The sequence below is a fragment of the Leifsonia shinshuensis genome (genome assembly GCF_014217625.1).
In the GTDB taxonomy this organism is placed as follows: Bacteria; Actinomycetota; Actinomycetes; order Actinomycetales; family Microbacteriaceae; genus Leifsonia; species Leifsonia shinshuensis_A.
Window position 1 is genome coordinate 1,499,844 of record NZ_CP043641.1, and the last position, 16,054, is coordinate 1,515,897.

The 16,054-nt window shown below is 71.2% G+C and carries 13 protein-coding genes; 6 read left to right on the forward strand and 7 right to left on the reverse strand.

Going from position 1 to position 16,054, the window contains the following annotated elements:
* Nucleotide 1: 1 nt before the first annotated feature.
* Genes F1C12_RS07265 through F1C12_RS07285 form a run of 5 tightly spaced genes read right to left on the reverse strand, consistent with a single transcriptional unit; the run spans nt 2 to nt 4,934 of the window.
* The gene (locus F1C12_RS07265; protein WP_185278119.1) at nt 2–1,411 is read right to left on the reverse strand and encodes an aspartate ammonia-lyase; all 1,410 of its coding nucleotides are present in this window, start codon (nt 1,409–1,411) and stop codon (nt 2–4) included.
* Nucleotides 1,408–2,553 carry a M20 family metallopeptidase gene (locus tag F1C12_RS07270; protein WP_185278120.1) on the reverse strand — a complete coding sequence of 382 codons (1,146 nt, stop codon included), beginning with the start codon at nt 2,551–2,553 and terminating at the stop codon, nt 1,408–1,410. The genes F1C12_RS07265 and F1C12_RS07270 overlap by 4 nt, the downstream gene beginning before the upstream one ends.
* Nucleotides 2,546–3,217 (reverse strand): DUF1028 domain-containing protein, encoded by a 672-nt coding sequence (locus F1C12_RS07275; RefSeq protein WP_185278121.1) that lies wholly within the window; start codon nt 3,215–3,217, stop codon nt 2,546–2,548. The genes F1C12_RS07270 and F1C12_RS07275 overlap by 8 nt, the downstream gene beginning before the upstream one ends.
* Nucleotides 3,214–3,657: a RidA family protein gene (locus F1C12_RS07280; protein ID WP_185278122.1), complete on the reverse strand. Its 444-nt coding sequence runs from the start codon at nt 3,655–3,657 to the stop codon at nt 3,214–3,216. The genes F1C12_RS07275 and F1C12_RS07280 overlap by 4 nt, the downstream gene beginning before the upstream one ends.
* Nucleotides 3,657–4,934, reverse strand: a complete 1,278-nt coding sequence (locus F1C12_RS07285; protein WP_185278123.1) for a flavin-containing monooxygenase — start codon at nt 4,932–4,934, stop codon at nt 3,657–3,659. Before F1C12_RS07285 ends, F1C12_RS07280 begins: the two co-directional genes overlap by 1 nt.
* A gap of 290 nt (nt 4,935–5,224) precedes the next feature.
* Between F1C12_RS07285 and F1C12_RS07290 the strand changes: the two genes are divergently transcribed.
* From F1C12_RS07290 to F1C12_RS07300, 3 genes are read left to right on the forward strand one after another with little or no spacing between them, the layout of a single operon-like run.
* Nucleotides 5,225–6,700: an aldehyde dehydrogenase family protein gene (locus tag F1C12_RS07290; protein WP_185278124.1), complete on the forward strand. Its 1,476-nt coding sequence runs from the start codon at nt 5,225–5,227 to the stop codon at nt 6,698–6,700.
* A 10-nt stretch (nt 6,701–6,710) separates the two neighbouring features.
* A complete protein-coding gene (locus F1C12_RS07295) occupies nt 6,711–7,556 on the forward strand; it encodes an HpcH/HpaI aldolase/citrate lyase family protein (RefSeq protein WP_185278125.1) in 846 nt (281 codons plus the stop codon).
* A 52-nt stretch (nt 7,557–7,608) separates the two neighbouring features.
* On the forward strand, nt 7,609–9,117 hold the full coding sequence (locus F1C12_RS07300; RefSeq protein WP_185278126.1) for an APC family permease: 1,509 nt from the start codon (nt 7,609–7,611) through the stop codon (nt 9,115–9,117).
* A gap of 366 nt (nt 9,118–9,483) precedes the next feature.
* Here F1C12_RS07300 and F1C12_RS07305 read toward each other — a convergent pair whose 3' ends face one another.
* Together F1C12_RS07305 and F1C12_RS07310 are read right to left on the reverse strand one after the other, a co-directional pair.
* Nucleotides 9,484–11,043: a GMC family oxidoreductase gene (locus F1C12_RS07305; protein ID WP_185278127.1), complete on the reverse strand. Its 1,560-nt coding sequence runs from the start codon at nt 11,041–11,043 to the stop codon at nt 9,484–9,486.
* Entirely contained in the window at nt 11,040–12,470 is a 1,431-nt protein-coding gene (locus F1C12_RS07310) for a purine-cytosine permease family protein (protein WP_185278128.1), read from the reverse strand. Before F1C12_RS07310 ends, F1C12_RS07305 begins: the two co-directional genes overlap by 4 nt.
* Before the next feature lie 159 nt (nt 12,471–12,629).
* On the opposite strand from F1C12_RS07310, the gene F1C12_RS07315 reads away from it, so the two are divergent.
* The 3 genes from F1C12_RS07315 to F1C12_RS07325 all read left to right on the forward strand — a co-directional run bounded on the left by F1C12_RS07315 (nt 12,630) and on the right by F1C12_RS07325 (nt 16,021).
* Nucleotides 12,630–13,565: a LysR family transcriptional regulator gene (locus F1C12_RS07315; protein WP_185278129.1), complete on the forward strand. Its 936-nt coding sequence runs from the start codon at nt 12,630–12,632 to the stop codon at nt 13,563–13,565.
* 121 nt (nt 13,566–13,686) lie between these two features.
* Nucleotides 13,687–15,324: an amidohydrolase gene (locus F1C12_RS07320; RefSeq protein WP_185278130.1), complete on the forward strand. Its 1,638-nt coding sequence runs from the start codon at nt 13,687–13,689 to the stop codon at nt 15,322–15,324.
* A 169-nt stretch (nt 15,325–15,493) separates the two neighbouring features.
* Entirely contained in the window at nt 15,494–16,021 is a 528-nt protein-coding gene (locus F1C12_RS07325; protein WP_185278131.1) for a DUF1269 domain-containing protein, read from the forward strand.
* The last annotated feature ends 33 nt before the right edge of the window (nt 16,022–16,054 follow it).

The window sequence follows — 16,054 nt, forward strand, 5'->3', positions numbered from 1 at the left end:
CTCAGCGCACTCCCGTCAGCGCCCGCGGGTCCGTGATCGCGTCGTACTCCTCCGCGGTCAGCAGCCCGCGCCCGACGATCGCCGTGCGCACGTCTCCCCCGGTCTCCAGCGCCTCGTGCGCGATCTGCGCCGCGGTCGTGTAGCCGATCCGGGGCGTCAGAGCGGTCACTAGCCCGACCGACGACGCCACGCGGCTGCGCAGCAGCTCCGCGTCGGCCCGGATGCCGTCCACGCAATTCACCCGGAGCGTCCGGCAGGCGTTCGTCAGCCAGGTCAGCCCCTGCAGCAGCGCGTTGGCGATGACCGGCTCGAACGCGTTGAGCTGGAGCTGGCCGTTGTCGGCCGCCATCGTGATCGACACGTCGGCGCCCGCGATGGCGAACGCGACCTGGTTGACGACCTCCGGGATGACCGGATTGACCTTGCCCGGCATGATCGACGAACCGGCCTGACGCGGCGGCAGGTGCAGCTCGCCGAAGCCGAACTGCGGACCGCTCGACAGCAGGCGCAGGTCCGACGAGATCTTGGACAGCTTGATGGCGGCGCGCTTCAGGGCGGCCGAGACCAGCATGAACACACCGGTGTCGGAGGTCGCCTCGATCAGGTCGGAGGCCGTCACGAGCGGCAGGTCGGTGAGCGCCGCGAGATGCCGCACGACCGCGTCCGCGTAGCCGGGCGACGCGGTGATGCCGGTGCCGATCGCGGTCGCTCCGAGGTTGATCTCCGCCAGCAGCGGGATGGTCTCGGTCAGCCGCAGGTTGTCCTCGTCCATCGTGACCGCGAACGCCGTGAACTCCTGGCCGAGGGTCATCGGCACGGCGTCCTGGAGCTGGGTGCGGCCGATCTTCACGTGGTCGCGGAACTCCACGCCCTTCGCCCGGAACGAACCGGCCAGCAGAGCGTGCTCGGCGATCAGCCGCCGCAGCCCGATGGTCAGCGCGACCTTCACCGCGGTGGGATACACATCGTTCGTGCTCTGGCTGCGGTTGACGTGGTCGAGCGGGTGGAGCACGTCGTACCTCCCGCGCGGATGCCCCAGGCGTTCCAGCGCGCGGTTGGCGATGACCTCGTTGGCGTTCATGTTCGTGGAGGTGCCAGCTCCGCCCTGGATGAGGTCGACCACGAACTGGTCGTGGAGGCCGCCGGCCACGATGTCCTGGCACGCGGCGTCGATGACGTCGGCGACGGACGGCTCCAGCACGCCGATCTCGGCGTTCGCCCGCGCGGCCGCCTGCTTGACCAGCGCCAGCGCGGTCACGAGCTCCGGATAGGTGCCGATCCCACGCCCGGAGATGGGGAAGTTCTCGACGGCGCGCTGCGTGTTCGCACCCCAGTACGCGTCGGCGGGGACCTCCACCGGCCCGAGCGAGTCGCGCTCGATCCGCACGGCCTCGATCCGAACCCCGGTCATGACACGACGTCCACGACGGTCTGGGCGAGCGCGACGGCGGCGTCCCGCAACGCTTTCTCCGCCAACGGGCCGACGCACGCGGTGGCGAACTCCGGCTGGTGGTTGGTGGCCGGGAGGCTGCCCACCCCGACGTACGGGTGGATGGCCGGGACGACCTGCGACACGTTGCCCATGTCGGTCGACGCGCGGTTCATCCGGCCGGCGGCGGACGAACCGTCGAACACCCGGCCGAGCGCCTCGGCGTTCGCCCGGTAGAACCCCAGCGCCCGCTCGTCGTTCCGGAACTCCGAGTACGGCTTGCTCTCCGGCGTGACGGTCAGCGTCGTCCCGGAGGCCAGAGCGCCGGCCTCGAAGCAGCGGTTCACCTTCTCTTCGACGCGCTCCAGCTCTTCCAGCGTCTCGGCGCGGACATACCAGCGGCCCTCCGTGCGGTCCGGGATGGCGTTGGGCGCCTGCCCGCCGACCGTCTGGATGCCGTGCACGCGCGCCGAGTGCGGCAGCTGCTGGCGGAGCAGGCCGATCGCAACCTGCGCGATGACGAAGGCGTCGTTCGCGTTGACGCCCTCCTCCGGGTAGGCGCCGGCGTGCGCGGCCTTGCCGTCGTAGCGCACGTGCGAGTGCGCGACGGCGAAGGGACGCGCCTCGGCGACGTCCACCGGGCCGGGATGGGCCATCACGGCGAGGTCGAGCCCTGCGAATGCGCCGCGGTCGAGCAGCTCGATCTTGCCGCCGCCGCCCTCCTCCGCCGGGGTCCCGTAGACCTCGACGGTGATGCCCAGCTCGTCGGCGAGCGGCGCCAGCGCAGAAGCCACGCCGACCGCGATCGCCGCGATGAGGTTGTGGCCGCAGGCGTGCCCGAGGCCGGGCAGGGCGTCGTACTCCGCGCAGACGCCGATCCGCACGGGACCGGAGCCCGCGGTCGCGAGGAACGCGGTGTCCAGCCCGAGGTACGCGGGCGTGACGGCGAAGCCGCGGGCGGCCAGCGCCTCCTGCAAGCGGGCGCAGGCTCGATGCTCGTTCCAGGCGGTCTCCGGGTCGGCGTGCAGGGCCTCCGAGAGGGCGACGAGCGACGGCAGCTCGGCGTCCACGAGTTCGCGGGCGCGATCCTTCAGCGTCGTCGTGGCGACCGCGACGTCACTCATCCCCCGGCACCCCGTAGCTCGGGGCGCCCGCCGGCATCAGCCCGCGCGTGACGTAGGCGTCGCGCTGCGGCAGCCAGGTCTCCAGCAGGATCTCGCCCAGCAGTTCGACCGGGTTCTCGGCCCAGTCGACGCGGAGATCGGTGACGCGCCAGCCGGCGTCGCGCACGACCGCGACGCCGGCCGAATGGACCGGCCCCTCCTCGCCGCCCGCTGCGACCGCAGCCTGGAGCGCGGCCAGCAGCCGCACCTCCAACTCGCCCTCGGACGCCTCGAACGCGTCCACCATGAGCTGCGGCACATCGTCCCGCGCGAGCATGTTGCCCGCCGCGACCGCGTGCGCGGACTGCGCCTGGCCGTGGTGGCCGAGCACCTGAGAGCCCGAATGGATGGCGGAGCGGCCCTCGCGGTCGATCACGAGGAGCTGCCGGTAGTCGATGTCCGGCGTGGAGTCCACGACCCACGCCAGCACCTCCTCCACCGGCCGGCCGTCGCGCAGCCCGTCGATGAGCCTCGGGCCGAGGCGAGGGTCGGTGATGTTCTGGGAGTGCGCGCCGCCGACGCCGTCGGCGAGGTTCACACAGCGGGCGGCGACGGCGGGCGACGAGGAGCAGATGGCCGAGCCGATCGCTCCCGTGCCGTCGACGGCGAGGATCGAGAAGGTCACGCGGCGCCTCCCGCCACGGCAGCAGCCGGCGAGCTGATGACGGCCGTCGCGTCGATCTCCACCAGCCACTCCGGGCGGGCGAGCGCCGAGACGACGATGCCCGTGGAGACCGGGAAGACGCCCTTCAACCAGCGTCCGACCACCCGGTACACGTCCTCCCGGTAGCGCGGGTCGATGATGTAGATGACGACCTTGACGATGTCGTCCAGGCTCGATCCGGCCTCCTCCAGCAGCATCGCGATGTTCGCCATGGCCTTCTCGGTCTGTGCCTCGACGTCGCCGATCCCGACCGACTCGCGGGTCTCCAGGTCCTGGCCGATCTGGCCGCGGAGGTAGACGACGCCGTTCGCGACGACCGCCTGGCAGAGGTCGTTGTCCAGGTTCTGCTCGGGATAGGTGTCCTTCGTGTTGAACGGGCGGATGCGGGTGTGGGTCGGCATCAGACGGCTGCTCCTTCCGCCGCGACCGCGGCGTTCTCGTACGACAGGTAGGTTCGCTGGATCTGGATCTGGTCGGCGATGTAGCCGGCGTCGTGCCAGACGCCCCAGATGAAGCTGGAGCCGCGGCGCGACTGCCACGGCAGGCCCAGGAAGTAGACGCCGCGCTCGGCCGAGACGCCGCGCTGGTGCACGGGCCGGCCCGCGGCGTCCAGCGCGTCCACCCGCAGCCAGCCGTAGTCGACGCCGAACCCGGTCGCCCAGACGATGGAGGTGATGCCCGCCGCGGCGAGGTCGAGCTCGGTGACCGGGTCGGTCACGCAGGCGGGGTCGGGGCCGAGGATGCGCGCCTCCGGCTCCTCCGGGAGGTCGAGGCCGTTGCGCTCGATGTAGGCGTCCGCCTCGTCGAGCACCGACAGGTAGTTGGCGTCCCCGGCGTGGATGTTGGCGGCCAGGTCGCCGCCGAACCGGATGACGCCGTCGGCGTAGTCCTGTGTGCGGCCGACGAGCGTGATGCCGCTCTCGGCGAGCTCGCGGAAGTCGACGGTGCGGCCGCCGCGGGCGCCGCTGACCGCGATTGTCACGTGCTCGGCGGCGGCGGCGGGCGCGGAGGCCTCCCACTTGCCGAGGACACCCAGCCACCACACGTTGTCGCGTCCGCGGTAGCGGCGCGGCGGCCGGTCGTGCGGACCGACCGAGAGGTGCACCTGGCGGCCGGCGCGGCGCAGCTCGTCGGCGATCTGCACGCCGGAGGAGCCGGCGCCGACGACGAGCACGCCCCCGGCTGGGAGCTGGTCGGGGTTGCGGTAGTCGCTGGAGTGCAGTTGCTCGATTCCGGCCGAAGCGGGGATGACGGTGGGGATGACCGGCTTCTGGAACGGGCCGGTCGCGGCGACGACGTAGCGGGCGGTGTAGCTGCCGTCGGTGGTCTCCACCCGGAATCCGGGATTCCCGCTGTTGCGGCGGACCGACAGCACCTCCACTCCGCTGCGGATCGGCGCGTTCGTCATCGCGGCGTATGCCACGAAGTAGTCGGCGACGCGCTCCTTGGGGGCGAAGCCGTCCTGGTCGACGTCGTCGAACTCCAGGCCGGGGAACCGGTCGTGCCACGCGGGTCCGTTCGCGACGAGCGAGTCCCAGCGGCCCGACCGCCAGCGCTCGGCGATGCGGCCGCGTTCCAGCACGAGATGCGGGATGCCGCGCTCGGTCAGGTGGGCGCTCATCGCCACACCGGCCTGTCCCGCGCCGACGACGAGGACCTCGATTTCCTGGCTCGACATGTGATCTCCTTCGCTCATCCGAGGTGGTGTGGCCATTGTCAGCAGCCACGGGCGAATCTGTAAAACAATGAGAATCGCCGTACTGAATCTGTTGAAGTGATGCTTCGCGTGCGTCTCACGCGCGTGAACCATTCCGCAGTGACGCACTCCTCGGACCAACGACTTCCGCCGCATCACTTCAAACGATGCACTTCAACGCTTTTCAACGCTCGTTTCGATGCACTCCTGGTGCGTACTCTGCGATTACCGCAGCGGGAGGTTCCCGGCCGCGGCGAACGGAGGAGGCCCGCATGACGGTCGAGACCACCACCCCCCTCGCGACGCGCATCGACGGCCGCGCCGTCATCGGCGGCGACCGCGTCGCCTCGGCGTCGGGCGAGACGTTCGTCACGATCAACCCGGCCACCGGCGAGGCGCTGGCGGAGGTCGCCAAGGGCGGCGCCGCCGACGTCGACCGCGCCGTGGCCGCGGCCCGCGCCGCCTTCGAGTCCGGCGTCTGGAGCCGGCGCGACGCCGCCGACCGCGGCGCCGTCCTCCGCCGCCTCGCGGACCTCGTCGAGCGGAACGCCGCCGAACTCGCCCTCCTCGAATCCCTCGACATGGGCAAGCCGCTCTCGCAGACCAGCGCCGTCGACGTCCCCGGCACCGCGGCGACCTTCCGCTGGTACGGCGAACTGGCCGACAAGCTCACCGATGAGGTCCCCTCCACTCCCCCGGGTTCGACAGCGATCGTCAGCCGGGTCGCCCTCGGCGTCGTCGCGGCCATCGTGCCGTGGAACTACCCGCTCGACATCGCCGCCTGGAAGCTCGCGCCCGCCCTGGTCGCCGGCAACAGCGTCGTGCTGAAGCCCGCCGAGACCACCAGCCTCACCGCGCTCCGCCTCGGCGAGCTGGCGCTGGAGGCCGGCATCCCGCCCGGCGTGCTGAACGTCGTCCCCGGTCCCGGCTCGGTCATCGGCCGCGCGCTCGGCCTCCACCCGGACGTCGACGCGCTCACGTTCACAGGCTCGACCGCCGTGGCGAAGAAGCTGCTGACCTATGCGGGCGAGTCGAACCTGAAGCGGCTGAGCCTGGAGGCCGGCGGCAAGAGCTCGAACCTGATCTTCGCCGACGTGGAGGACCTGGCACTGGCCGCCGAGAAGGCCGCGTTCGGCGCGTTCTACAACCAGGGCGAAGTCTGCTCGGCCAACTCGCGCATCTTCGTCGAGCGTCCCGTGTACGACGAGTTCCTCGGGCTGCTCACGTCCGCCGCAGAGGCGTACCGGTCGGGCGACCCGCTCGACCCGGCCAGCGGCAACGGCGCGCTCGTCTCCGAGGCGCACGCCGACGGCGTCGCCGCGGCGATCGAGGACGCGGCCCGCGACGGCGAGCTGATCGGCGGCGAGCGCGTCCGGCGCCAGGGCTCGACGGCGTTCATCGACCCCGCGATCGTCGCCGGTCTCCCGCTGACGCACGCGCTGCACCGCGACGAGGTCTTCGGGCCGCTCGTCGTGGTGCAGGCGTTCGACCACGAGGACGACGCGGTTCGAGCGGCGAACGCCACCGACTACGGCCTCGCGGCGTCGCTGTGGACCTCCAGCCTCTCCCGCGCCCACCGCGTCTCCGAGCGGCTGGTCGCCGGGACCGTCTCGGTGAACACCGTCGACGCGCTCGGCTCCACGACCCCGTTCGGCGGGTTCAAGCAGTCAGGCTTCGGCCGCGACCTCTCCCGGCACGCCATCGACAACTACGTGGGCCTGAAGACCACGTGGTTCCAGCACGAGTAGGAGGCCGGCGATGACGAAGCAGCTCGACGCCCCCCGCTCGGCCGGGCACGTGCCTCCGGAGGTCGCCCGCTCCTGGCTGCTGATCGCGGCCTCCCGGCTCGACGCCGTCGCGGTCGCGGGCTCCCGGGCCGACGCGGTGGTGATCGACCTGGAGGACGCGATCGACGCGTCCCGCAAGGAGGTCGAGCGGGAGCGCGTCGCGCGCTTCCTGGAGGCCGGCGGTGAGGCGTGGGTGCGCGTCAACGACCGCACCTCGGCGTTCTGGGCCGGCGACGTGGACCGGCTGCGCGGCCTCCCGGGCCTGCTCGGCGTCGTCCTCGCGAAGACCGAGGAGGCCGCCCACGTCACCGCGACAGCCGAGCGGCTGGGCGGAGCCACACCGGTCGTCGCCCTGATCGAGTCCGCCCTCGGCATCGAGAACGCCGCGCTGATCGCCCGCGCGCCCGGCGCCTTCCGGCTCGCGTTCGGCAGCGGCGACTACCGCCGCGACACCGGCGTCGCCAACAAGGAGGTCGCGCTGGCCTACCCGCGCTCGCGGCTCGTCGTCGCCAGCCGGGTCGGCGGACTGCCTGGCCCGATCGACGGGCCCTCGGTAGTCGACGGCGCGCCGGTCGTCACCGAGCAGTCCCAGTCGGCCGCTGCGCTCGGCCTCACCGGGCGGCTCTGCCTGCGCGAGACGCAGGTCGGGATCGTCAACGAGGTCATGGCGCCGTCGGCCGAGGACGTGTCCTGGGCCAGCGGCTTCCTCGAGGAGTTCGAGGAGGGCGGCCGCGTCGTCCGCGACGGCAGCGACCTCCCCCGGCTCGGGCGCGCCGAGAAGATCCTGCAGCTCGACCGCGCGTTCGGCGGCGCCTGATTTCCCCCACCCAGTCCCACCCGAAGAGAATGCAAGGACGAAGGAGTCCCCGATGACCGACACGAAGCTCCAGACCTCGAACATCCGAACCCAGCATTTCCGGAAGACCCTCGGCCGGCTCGACATCATCTTCCTGTCGATCAGCGCGGTCATCTCCATCGACACGGTCGCGCAGATCGCGGCAGGAGGCGGCGCCGAGGCGTTCACCTGGACCGCGGTGATCGGCCTCACCTTCCTGTTCCCGTACGCGCTCGTCATCTCCGAGCTCGGCAGCACGTTCCACGACGAGGGCGGCCCGTTCGTCTGGGTGCGGCTGGCGTTCGGCAAGCTGACCGCGGCGATCGCGACGCTGTTCTACTGGATCACCAACCCGCTCTGGATGGGCGGCTCGCTGGTGTTCATCTCCGCCGCGACCTGGGGCGCGTACATCGCCCCGCTGCCGGAGGGCAGCGCCGGGGACATCGTGTTCAAACTGGTGTTCATCTGGCTGGCCATCGGCACGGCGATCATCGGCCTCCAGTACGGCAAGCACATCGTGGCCGCCGGGGCGATCATCAAGATCCTGCTGCTGGTCGTCTTCGTCGTCACGGTCGCCGTCTACGCCATCAAGAACGGCGTGCACGGCTACGCGGCCGGCGCGTTCTCGCCGACGCTCGGCGGGTTCCTCGCGGTGACCCCGGTCATCCTGTTCGCGGTCGTCGGCTTCGAGGCGCCGAACGGGGCGGCGGAGGAGATGCGCAACCCGCAGCGCGACGTGCCGAAGGCGATCACGTCCTCCGGCATCGTGTCGATCCTCTGCTACCTCGTGCCGATCTTCGCCATCCTGGCCGTGCTGCCGGCGAACAAGGTGCAGGGCGCCAGCGGTCTCCTCGACGCCTTCAAGGAGGTCTTCTCGGTCTACGGCATCGCGACCGGCCCGGTGATGTTCATCGCGGCGCTGCTGTTCGTTTTCGTGGTGCTGACCCAGGCGAGCGCGTGGATGATCGCCTCCGACCGCGTGCAGGCCGCCGCGGGCGCGGACGGCGCGTTCTTCCGCTACTTCGGCGTCTTCTCCAAGCGGTTCGGCACGCCGGTGCGGATGAACCTGCTGTCCGGGATCGTGGCCACGGTCTTCTGCATCTCGGCGACGCTGCTGCTCAAGGGCAGCACCGCGGCCGTGTTCACGGTGGTGCTGACGGTCGCGATCTCCACCCTGCTGCTGTCGTACCTGGTGATCTTCCCGTCGATCGTGCGGCTGCGGAGGAAGTACCCGGACGTCGAGCGCCCCTTCCGCGTCCCGGGCGGCCGTGCCGGCCTGTGGATCGCCGTCGTGATCATCTACGCCTGGGTGCTGCTCGGCTCGTGGGTGGCGGTCTTCCCCGGCACGCTCGAGGGCCCGCTCGGAGTGAAGTACGACTTCGTCGACACCTGGGGCGTCGACCGCCCGACCTTCGAAGGCTTCACGGTCGGCACGCTGATCGTCATCACCGTGCTGGCGCTGGCGGGCTTCTTCTGGCAGCGGGCGCGCGACCGCCGGCTGGACCCGGGCCCGGAGGTGCTGCTGGAGCCGGTCCGCGACTGAGGCCCGCATCCCCGAAACGGAGGAGATCCCGGCCCACCCGGCCGGGATCTCCTCCGTTCACTGCGTTTCGGGGCTGCCCGGCACCGGATGTCCTCCGTTCGCGACGCCCGTCGGCAACGGAGGACATCCGGGCCGACACGCCGTCCGGATGCAGGTATCGGAGGACATCCCGGCTCCAGGACACGGGATGTCCTCCGTTGGCTGCGTTTCTGGGGCTGCGGAGGGTGGATGTCCTCCGTTCGCGACGGCGGTGGGCAACGGAGGACATCCGGGCCGACACGCCGGCGGGAAGCAGTCAACGGAGGAGTCCGGGGCCGGGCGGGGCGGGGACTCCTCCGTTGGTGACGGTTGGGGCGCGTTGCGGTCTCAGGCCGGGACGGAGGCCGCGACCAGCTCCGCCGCCCGCTCGGCCACCATCATCACCGTGATGACCGGGTTCACCGAGGTCAGCGTCGGGAACACCGACGCGTCGGCGATCCGCAGCCCGTCGATCCCGCGCACGCGCAGCTCGGGGTCGACCACCGCGAGGTCGTCGTCCTCCGCGCCCATCCGGCAGGTGCCGGACACGTGGTAAACGGTCTGGTGGATGGCGCGCTGAGCAGCAGACAGCTCCTCGTCCGTCTGGACGTCAGGCCCGGGGAAGACCTCCCGCACCAGGTGGCTGCGCATCGGCTCGGCCTCCGCGATGCGGCGCGCGGCCCGCACGCCGGCGACCAGCATCCGCTCGTCATGCCCGGACGCATCCGTGAAGTACCGGTAGTCGATCACCGGCGGCTCGTCCGGGTCCGCGGAGGCGATGGTGACGCGGCCGCGGCTGTGCGGTTTGGCGACGTTCGGCGCGATCGCCACGATGGACGACGGGAACGACACGCCGCGGGCGCGCGGGTGGTCGACCACCGGCTCCACCGGAAAGTGCATGAGCACGTCCGGCTTCCGCGGGTCGCCGTCGACGCCGACCATCGCACCGGCGTCCCACCCGGAGGCGGAGACGGCGGGCGGCGCAGAGACCGCCTCCCAGACGACCAGCCCCTCGGCGTGGTCCTGGAGGTTCTCCCCCACGCCGGGCAGGTCGAGCACGGGCTCGACACCCGCGGCGGTCACCACCGCCGCGGGTCCGATCCCTGACAGCAGAAGCAGCCGCGGGGTGTCGATGGCGCCGCAGGCGAGCACGATCTCCCGCCGCGCCCGCACCTCGTGCAGCGCGCCCGACGGGTCGCGGTACTGCACGGCGACGGCACGCCCGTCCGAGACGACGATACGCGTCGCCCGCGCCCCAGTGATCACCTCCAGCGAATCGCGAACGTCCATCACGTCGTGCAGGTAGTGAATGGAGCTCGACCCCCGCACGTTGGTCTCCGGGTCGTACCCGACCTCGAAGAAGCCCGCGCCGCGCGCGAGCGTGTCGGTGCGGCCGTCGTTCCAGCGCTCCTGCAGCGGGAGGCCGAGCGCGGTGACGGCGGAGGCCACCACGTCGGCGACGAACGGGTTCCGGTCGGCCGCTCCCACCGGATGCACCGGGATCGCGAGCCGGTCGAAGTACGGCTGGAAGCTCGCCGCGTCCCAGCCGGCCGCCCCGGCCTCCACCCACTCGTCCAGGTCGGAGGCGAGCGGGCGCCACGCGATCATCGTGTTCGCGGTCGAGCAGCCGCCGAGGATGCGCATCCGCGTCTGCCGGATGGCCGAGTTGCCGCGCTCCTGCGGCACGCTGCGGTAGTCGAGGTCGTACTCGCTCTCGATCATCTCCTCCCAGCGCCGCAGCTCGCGGGCGCGGCCCTCGTCGCGGTCGCTCGGCCCCCACTCCAGGAGGGCGACCGTCACGTCCGGGTTCTCGGAGAGGCGCGCGGCGACGATGCCGCCCGCAGTGCCGCCGCCGACCACGACATAGTCGTACTCGGCGGCGGGCTGTGCTGCTGGTTGGAGGGTCATTCTGCTCCTGCGGTTCCGACGGGCGTGGGGAGGGAGGCCGCGGCGAGCACCGGCGGCTTGGACGGCGCCCACTTCATGAGCGCGTAGTACAGCGGGCAGATCACGGCGAGGCCGACGATCCACGAGATGTCGACGCCGCCGAGCGCGGTCGCGATCGGGCCGGTGTAGAACGCGGTGTTGATGAACGGCAGCTGGATGAGGATGCCGAGCACGTAGCAGATCACGGCGTTCCGGTTGATCCGCCCGTAGACCCCGCCGTCCTGCCGGAAGAGCGACGCGATGTCGTACTTGCCGTGCTTGACCGCGTAGTAGTCGACCAGGTTGACGGCCGTCCACGGGATGAGCACGCACAGCAGCAGGATCATCAGGTTCGACAGGTTGACCAGGAAATTCGCCGAGAAGGCGAAGCCCAGTACGAGCGCGACCAGGAAGAGGATGACGGCGATGGCGCCGCGCGTGACGGCCCGCGGGATCCACTTCGGGAACAGCGTCTGCCCGATCGTGATGATGGCGAGGCTGCCGCAGTACAGGTTCATCCCGTTGCTGACGCTGATGCCGACGCCGAACACGAGCATCGCGAGCCCGGCGATCCCGGGGACCAGCGCGCTGAGCCCGGTCGCGACGTCGTCCTTCGGGAAGGCAGCGCCGACGATGGCGCCGAGCACCATCGGGATGACCGACCCGGCGACGCAGCCGGCGAACGTCGCCCAGAAGGCGGCGCGCACGCCGGTGTCCTTCGGCATGTACCGGGTGTAGTCCGACACGTACGGCGCGTAGGCGATCTGCCAGAGCGCCGCCACCGAGATGGTCCCCATGATGCCGGTGGCGGTGACCGAGCCGTAGTCGATCGCGCTCGCGGGGAGGGTGCCCGCGGCGAAGATGTAGACGAAGACGATCGCGATGGTGAGTCCGGCGACGACGCTCATCACGGTGCCGAACACGTGCAGCAGCCGGTAGCCGAACACCGCGCCGAAGACGCTGATCAGGCCGACGATCACGGTCGACCAGAACGCGCCCAGGTGGGTCAGCGAGTCGAGCGCCTGGCCGCCCAGGATCACATTCGAGGCGAAGAACGCCACGTACATCCCGACCACGATCACGACCACCAGGAGGCTGCCGTACGACCCGAACTGCGCCCGGGTCTGCAGCATCTGCGGCACGCCCATCTGCGGGCCTTGCGCGGCGTGCAGCGCCATGACCACGCCGCCGATCAGGTTTCCGACGACCAGCGCGACGATCGCCGCCCAGATCGGGAGGCCGTACACCGCGGTCGCGAGCAGCCCGGTCGCGATCGACAGCATCATGATGTTGCCGCCGAACCAGATCGTGAACAGGTTGCGGGCTTTGCCGTGCCGCTCGTCCTCGGGGATGTAGTCGATGGTGCGGGTCTCGACGCCGAGGGCGTCGCTACGGACCTCTGTGGTCATGGTGTGCTCCTCGTCGTCGATTGCATAGAAGCTTCTGCCCTCCCGCCGCATCAATCAAGTAAGGTTGCCTGAAGCACTGCATCACTTCGCGAGATACAGGGCCGTAGGTAACAGGACCGAAACATCGCCGTCATCGGCCGCACCGACGGGAGGCCTCCCTTGAGCAAGAAGCCGGACGTCACGCTCGCGCAGCTCCGCTACTTCATCGAGGCCGCGACGCACCTCTCGATGACCCGCGCCGCCGAGGAGCTGTTCGTCGCCCAGTCCGCCGTCTCGTCCGCCATCGCCCAGCTGGAGCAGCAGGTCGGCGCGCAGCTCTTCATCCGCCAGCGCTCGCGCGGGCTGACGCTCACCCCGGCCGGGCAGCAGTTCCTCGGCGACGCCCGCGCGCTGCTGCTCAACCTGGAGGAGGCGCTCGACACCGCGCGCGGCATCGACAACCAGGTGCGCGGAACCATCCGGATCGGCTGCTTCGTCACGCTCGCGCCGTTCATCCTGCCCGCGATCGTCAGCCGCGTGCGGTCGGAGCACCCCTACCTCGACATCGAGGTGGACGAGCTGGACACCGACGGCGCCAGGGCGGCGCTCCGCAGCGGGCGCGTGGAGCTGCTGATCGGCTACGACTTCGGCTTCGGCAACGACATCCGTACCGCCGTGCTGTCGGACGCTCCCCCGCACGTCATTCTGCCGGCCGACCATCCACTCGCCGCCTCGCCGCAGGTGTTCCTGCGCGAGCTGTCGCGGGAGCCGATGATCCTGCTGGACCTGCCGCACAGCCGGGAGTATTTCCTCGGCATCCTCGCCGGCGCCGGCCTGCAGCCGGAGATCCGGCACAGGTCGCTCAACTACGAGACGGTGCGCGCCTTCGTCGCGCACGGGCACGGCTTCTCGATCCTCAACCAGCGGCCGCGGCACGATTTCAGCTACGACGGCGAGCGGGTCGCCGCGCTGCCGATCGCGGACAGCGTCCCCGCGCTCCCGGTCGTGCTCGCGGCGATGCGGTCGGTGCGGGCGACGGCCCGGGCGCGCGCGGTGAGCGACATCGCCGCCCAGGTGGTCGCGGAAGCGCTGAACCCCGACCCGCTGCGCGCGTGAGATGACGGGCAGGTTTCGGACAGATCACACATCTACATGGATGATGAACTGATCCAGCCGAAACTATTTGCGTGATCCAACGCGGGCGCCGAGACTGGTCGGACACGCGAAAGGGACGCCGATGACGAGTCTGCACTTCACGAACGCCCGCCTATACCTCGGCGACGGGGTCTGGCGGGACGGCGGCGTGCTCGTGCGCGACGGCCGCATCGCCGCGGTCGGCGCGGACGACGAGCTCGCGGCGCTGCGGGACCCCGGCACCGAGCTCCGCGACGCGGCAGGCGGCTCCCTCCTCCCCGGCTTCCACGACACCCACGTGCACCCGCCGATGGCCGGCAGCTCGCTGCTCGGCATCGACCTGATGCCGGCGCACGACGCCGGCGAGTACCGCCGGGTCATCGCCGCGTACGCCGCCGCGCATCCCGAGCTGGACACCATCGTCGGCGTCGGCTGGTACGGCGACGTGTTCCCCGGCGGCTTCCCGACGCGCGAGCTGCTGGACGAGGTGGTCCCCGACCGCCCGGTCATCCTCACCAGCCACGACGGCCACGGCGTCTGGGTGAACTCCCGGGCGCTGGAGGCCGCGGGTGTCCGCGACGACGTGGCCGACCCGCTCGGCGGCCGGTTCGTGCGCGACGCCGCCGGACGGCTGACCGGCGTGCTGCTCGACACGGCGGTGCAGGCGCTCGCCGCCATCACGCCGCCGCCCCCGCCCGGCTTCCTGGAGGAGGCCATCCTCGCCGCCCAGCAACGCCTCCACTCGGTCGGCATCACGACCTGGCACGACGCGGCCGTCGGCGCGAGCGAGCTGGGCCCTGACTCCTTCGACAGCTACCTCGCCCTCGCCGCGCGCGGCGAGCTGACCGCGCGGGCGGTGCTCTGCCAGTGGTGGGACCGCGACCGCGGGCTGGAGCAGGTGGACGACCTGATCGCTCGGCGCGCGCGGGCGGCGGAGGTCCCCGGCCTTTCGGCAGGCGTCGTCAAGATCATGCAGGACGGCGTGATCGAGAACCACACCGGCGCCCTGCTGGAGGAGTACGCCGACGGCTCGGGCGAGCGCGGCGACTCCTTCATCCCTCCGGAGCAGCTGAAGACGATCGTCGCCGAGCTCGACGCGCGCGGCTTCGACGTCCACCTGCACGCCGTCGGCGACCGCGCCGTCCGGGAGTGCCTGGACGCTGTCGCGCACGCGCGCACCGTGAACGGCCCGGACGGCGGCCGCCACCAGCTCGCGCACCTGGATGTGGTCGACCCGGCGGACTTCGACCGGTTCGCCGCGCTCGACGTGACGGCCAACGCGCAACTGCTCTGGGCGCGCACGGACACCGAGATCGTGGAACGCAAGCTTCCGATGATGGGCCACGACCGGGCGACCAGGCACTTCCCGTTCGAGTCGCTCCGCCGCCACGGCGCCCGCATCGTCGGAGGCAGCGACTGGCCGGTCTCCGACCCGAACCCGCTGTGGGCGATGCACACCGGCACCACCCGCCTGGCGCCCTCCACCGATCCGCACGCGACCGGGCAGGCGCTGACCGAGCCGTTGCTGGCCGCCGAGGCGCTGCCGCTCGCGACGGTGCTCGACGCCTACACGGGTACGGCGGCGTGGGTCGGGCGGGTGGAGGGAGCGACCGGGAGGCTCGCGGCCGGGTACGCCGCCGACCTCGTGCTGCTCGACCGCGACATCTCCGACGGCCGCGGTCTCGACACCGCGCGCGTCGTCGAGACCGTCGTCGCCGGGGTCACCGTCCACCGCGCGTAGCCGTCCCGCGATTCGTGCCGAATCTCGCTTATCGCGACGGGAATCACGACATTCGGCACGAATGGGATGCCGCAGATTTCGGGGGGTGTTGCACCGGACGAGCCCGGCGCTACCGTGCGCGTGGACGCCGTGGACCTGCGGCGGAGGATGACACTCGACGGGAGCGAAGATGGCTGACAAGCCGTATGTGGCGATCGCGGCACAGTACGCGAGTGAAGACGAGGCGGTCGCGGATTTCGACGCGCTGCACGCGCATTACAAGGACTCCGGAAAGCACGCGTCGTTCGACGCCGCGGTGGTGAACCGCGACAAGGAGGGCAAAGTCACGATCCCGAAACGGGATGACGGGAACAAGCACCACGGCGGCAGGAAGGGCCTCGCGATCGGACTCGCCGGCGGCCTGGTCGTCGCACTGTTCCCGGCTGTCGCCCTCGGCGGCGCCCTTCTGGTCGGCGGAGGCGCCGGCGCGGGGATCGGCGCACTCGCGGGGCACATCAAGAACAAGGCGTCCGCAGACGACCTCAAGGAGATCACCGAGACGCTCAACGCGGGCAGCTCGGGGATCGTCGTGGTCGCCGAGCCCGCGGAGGCCGACGAGGTGGCCGGCCTGCTGACCCACGCGACGAACGTCACGCGGAAGGAGCTCGCCGTCGACGAGGACAAGCTCGACGAGGAGGTCTCCGAGGCGAACGACTAGCGCAGACAGGACGTCCCTCGCGTCGACCCGCGC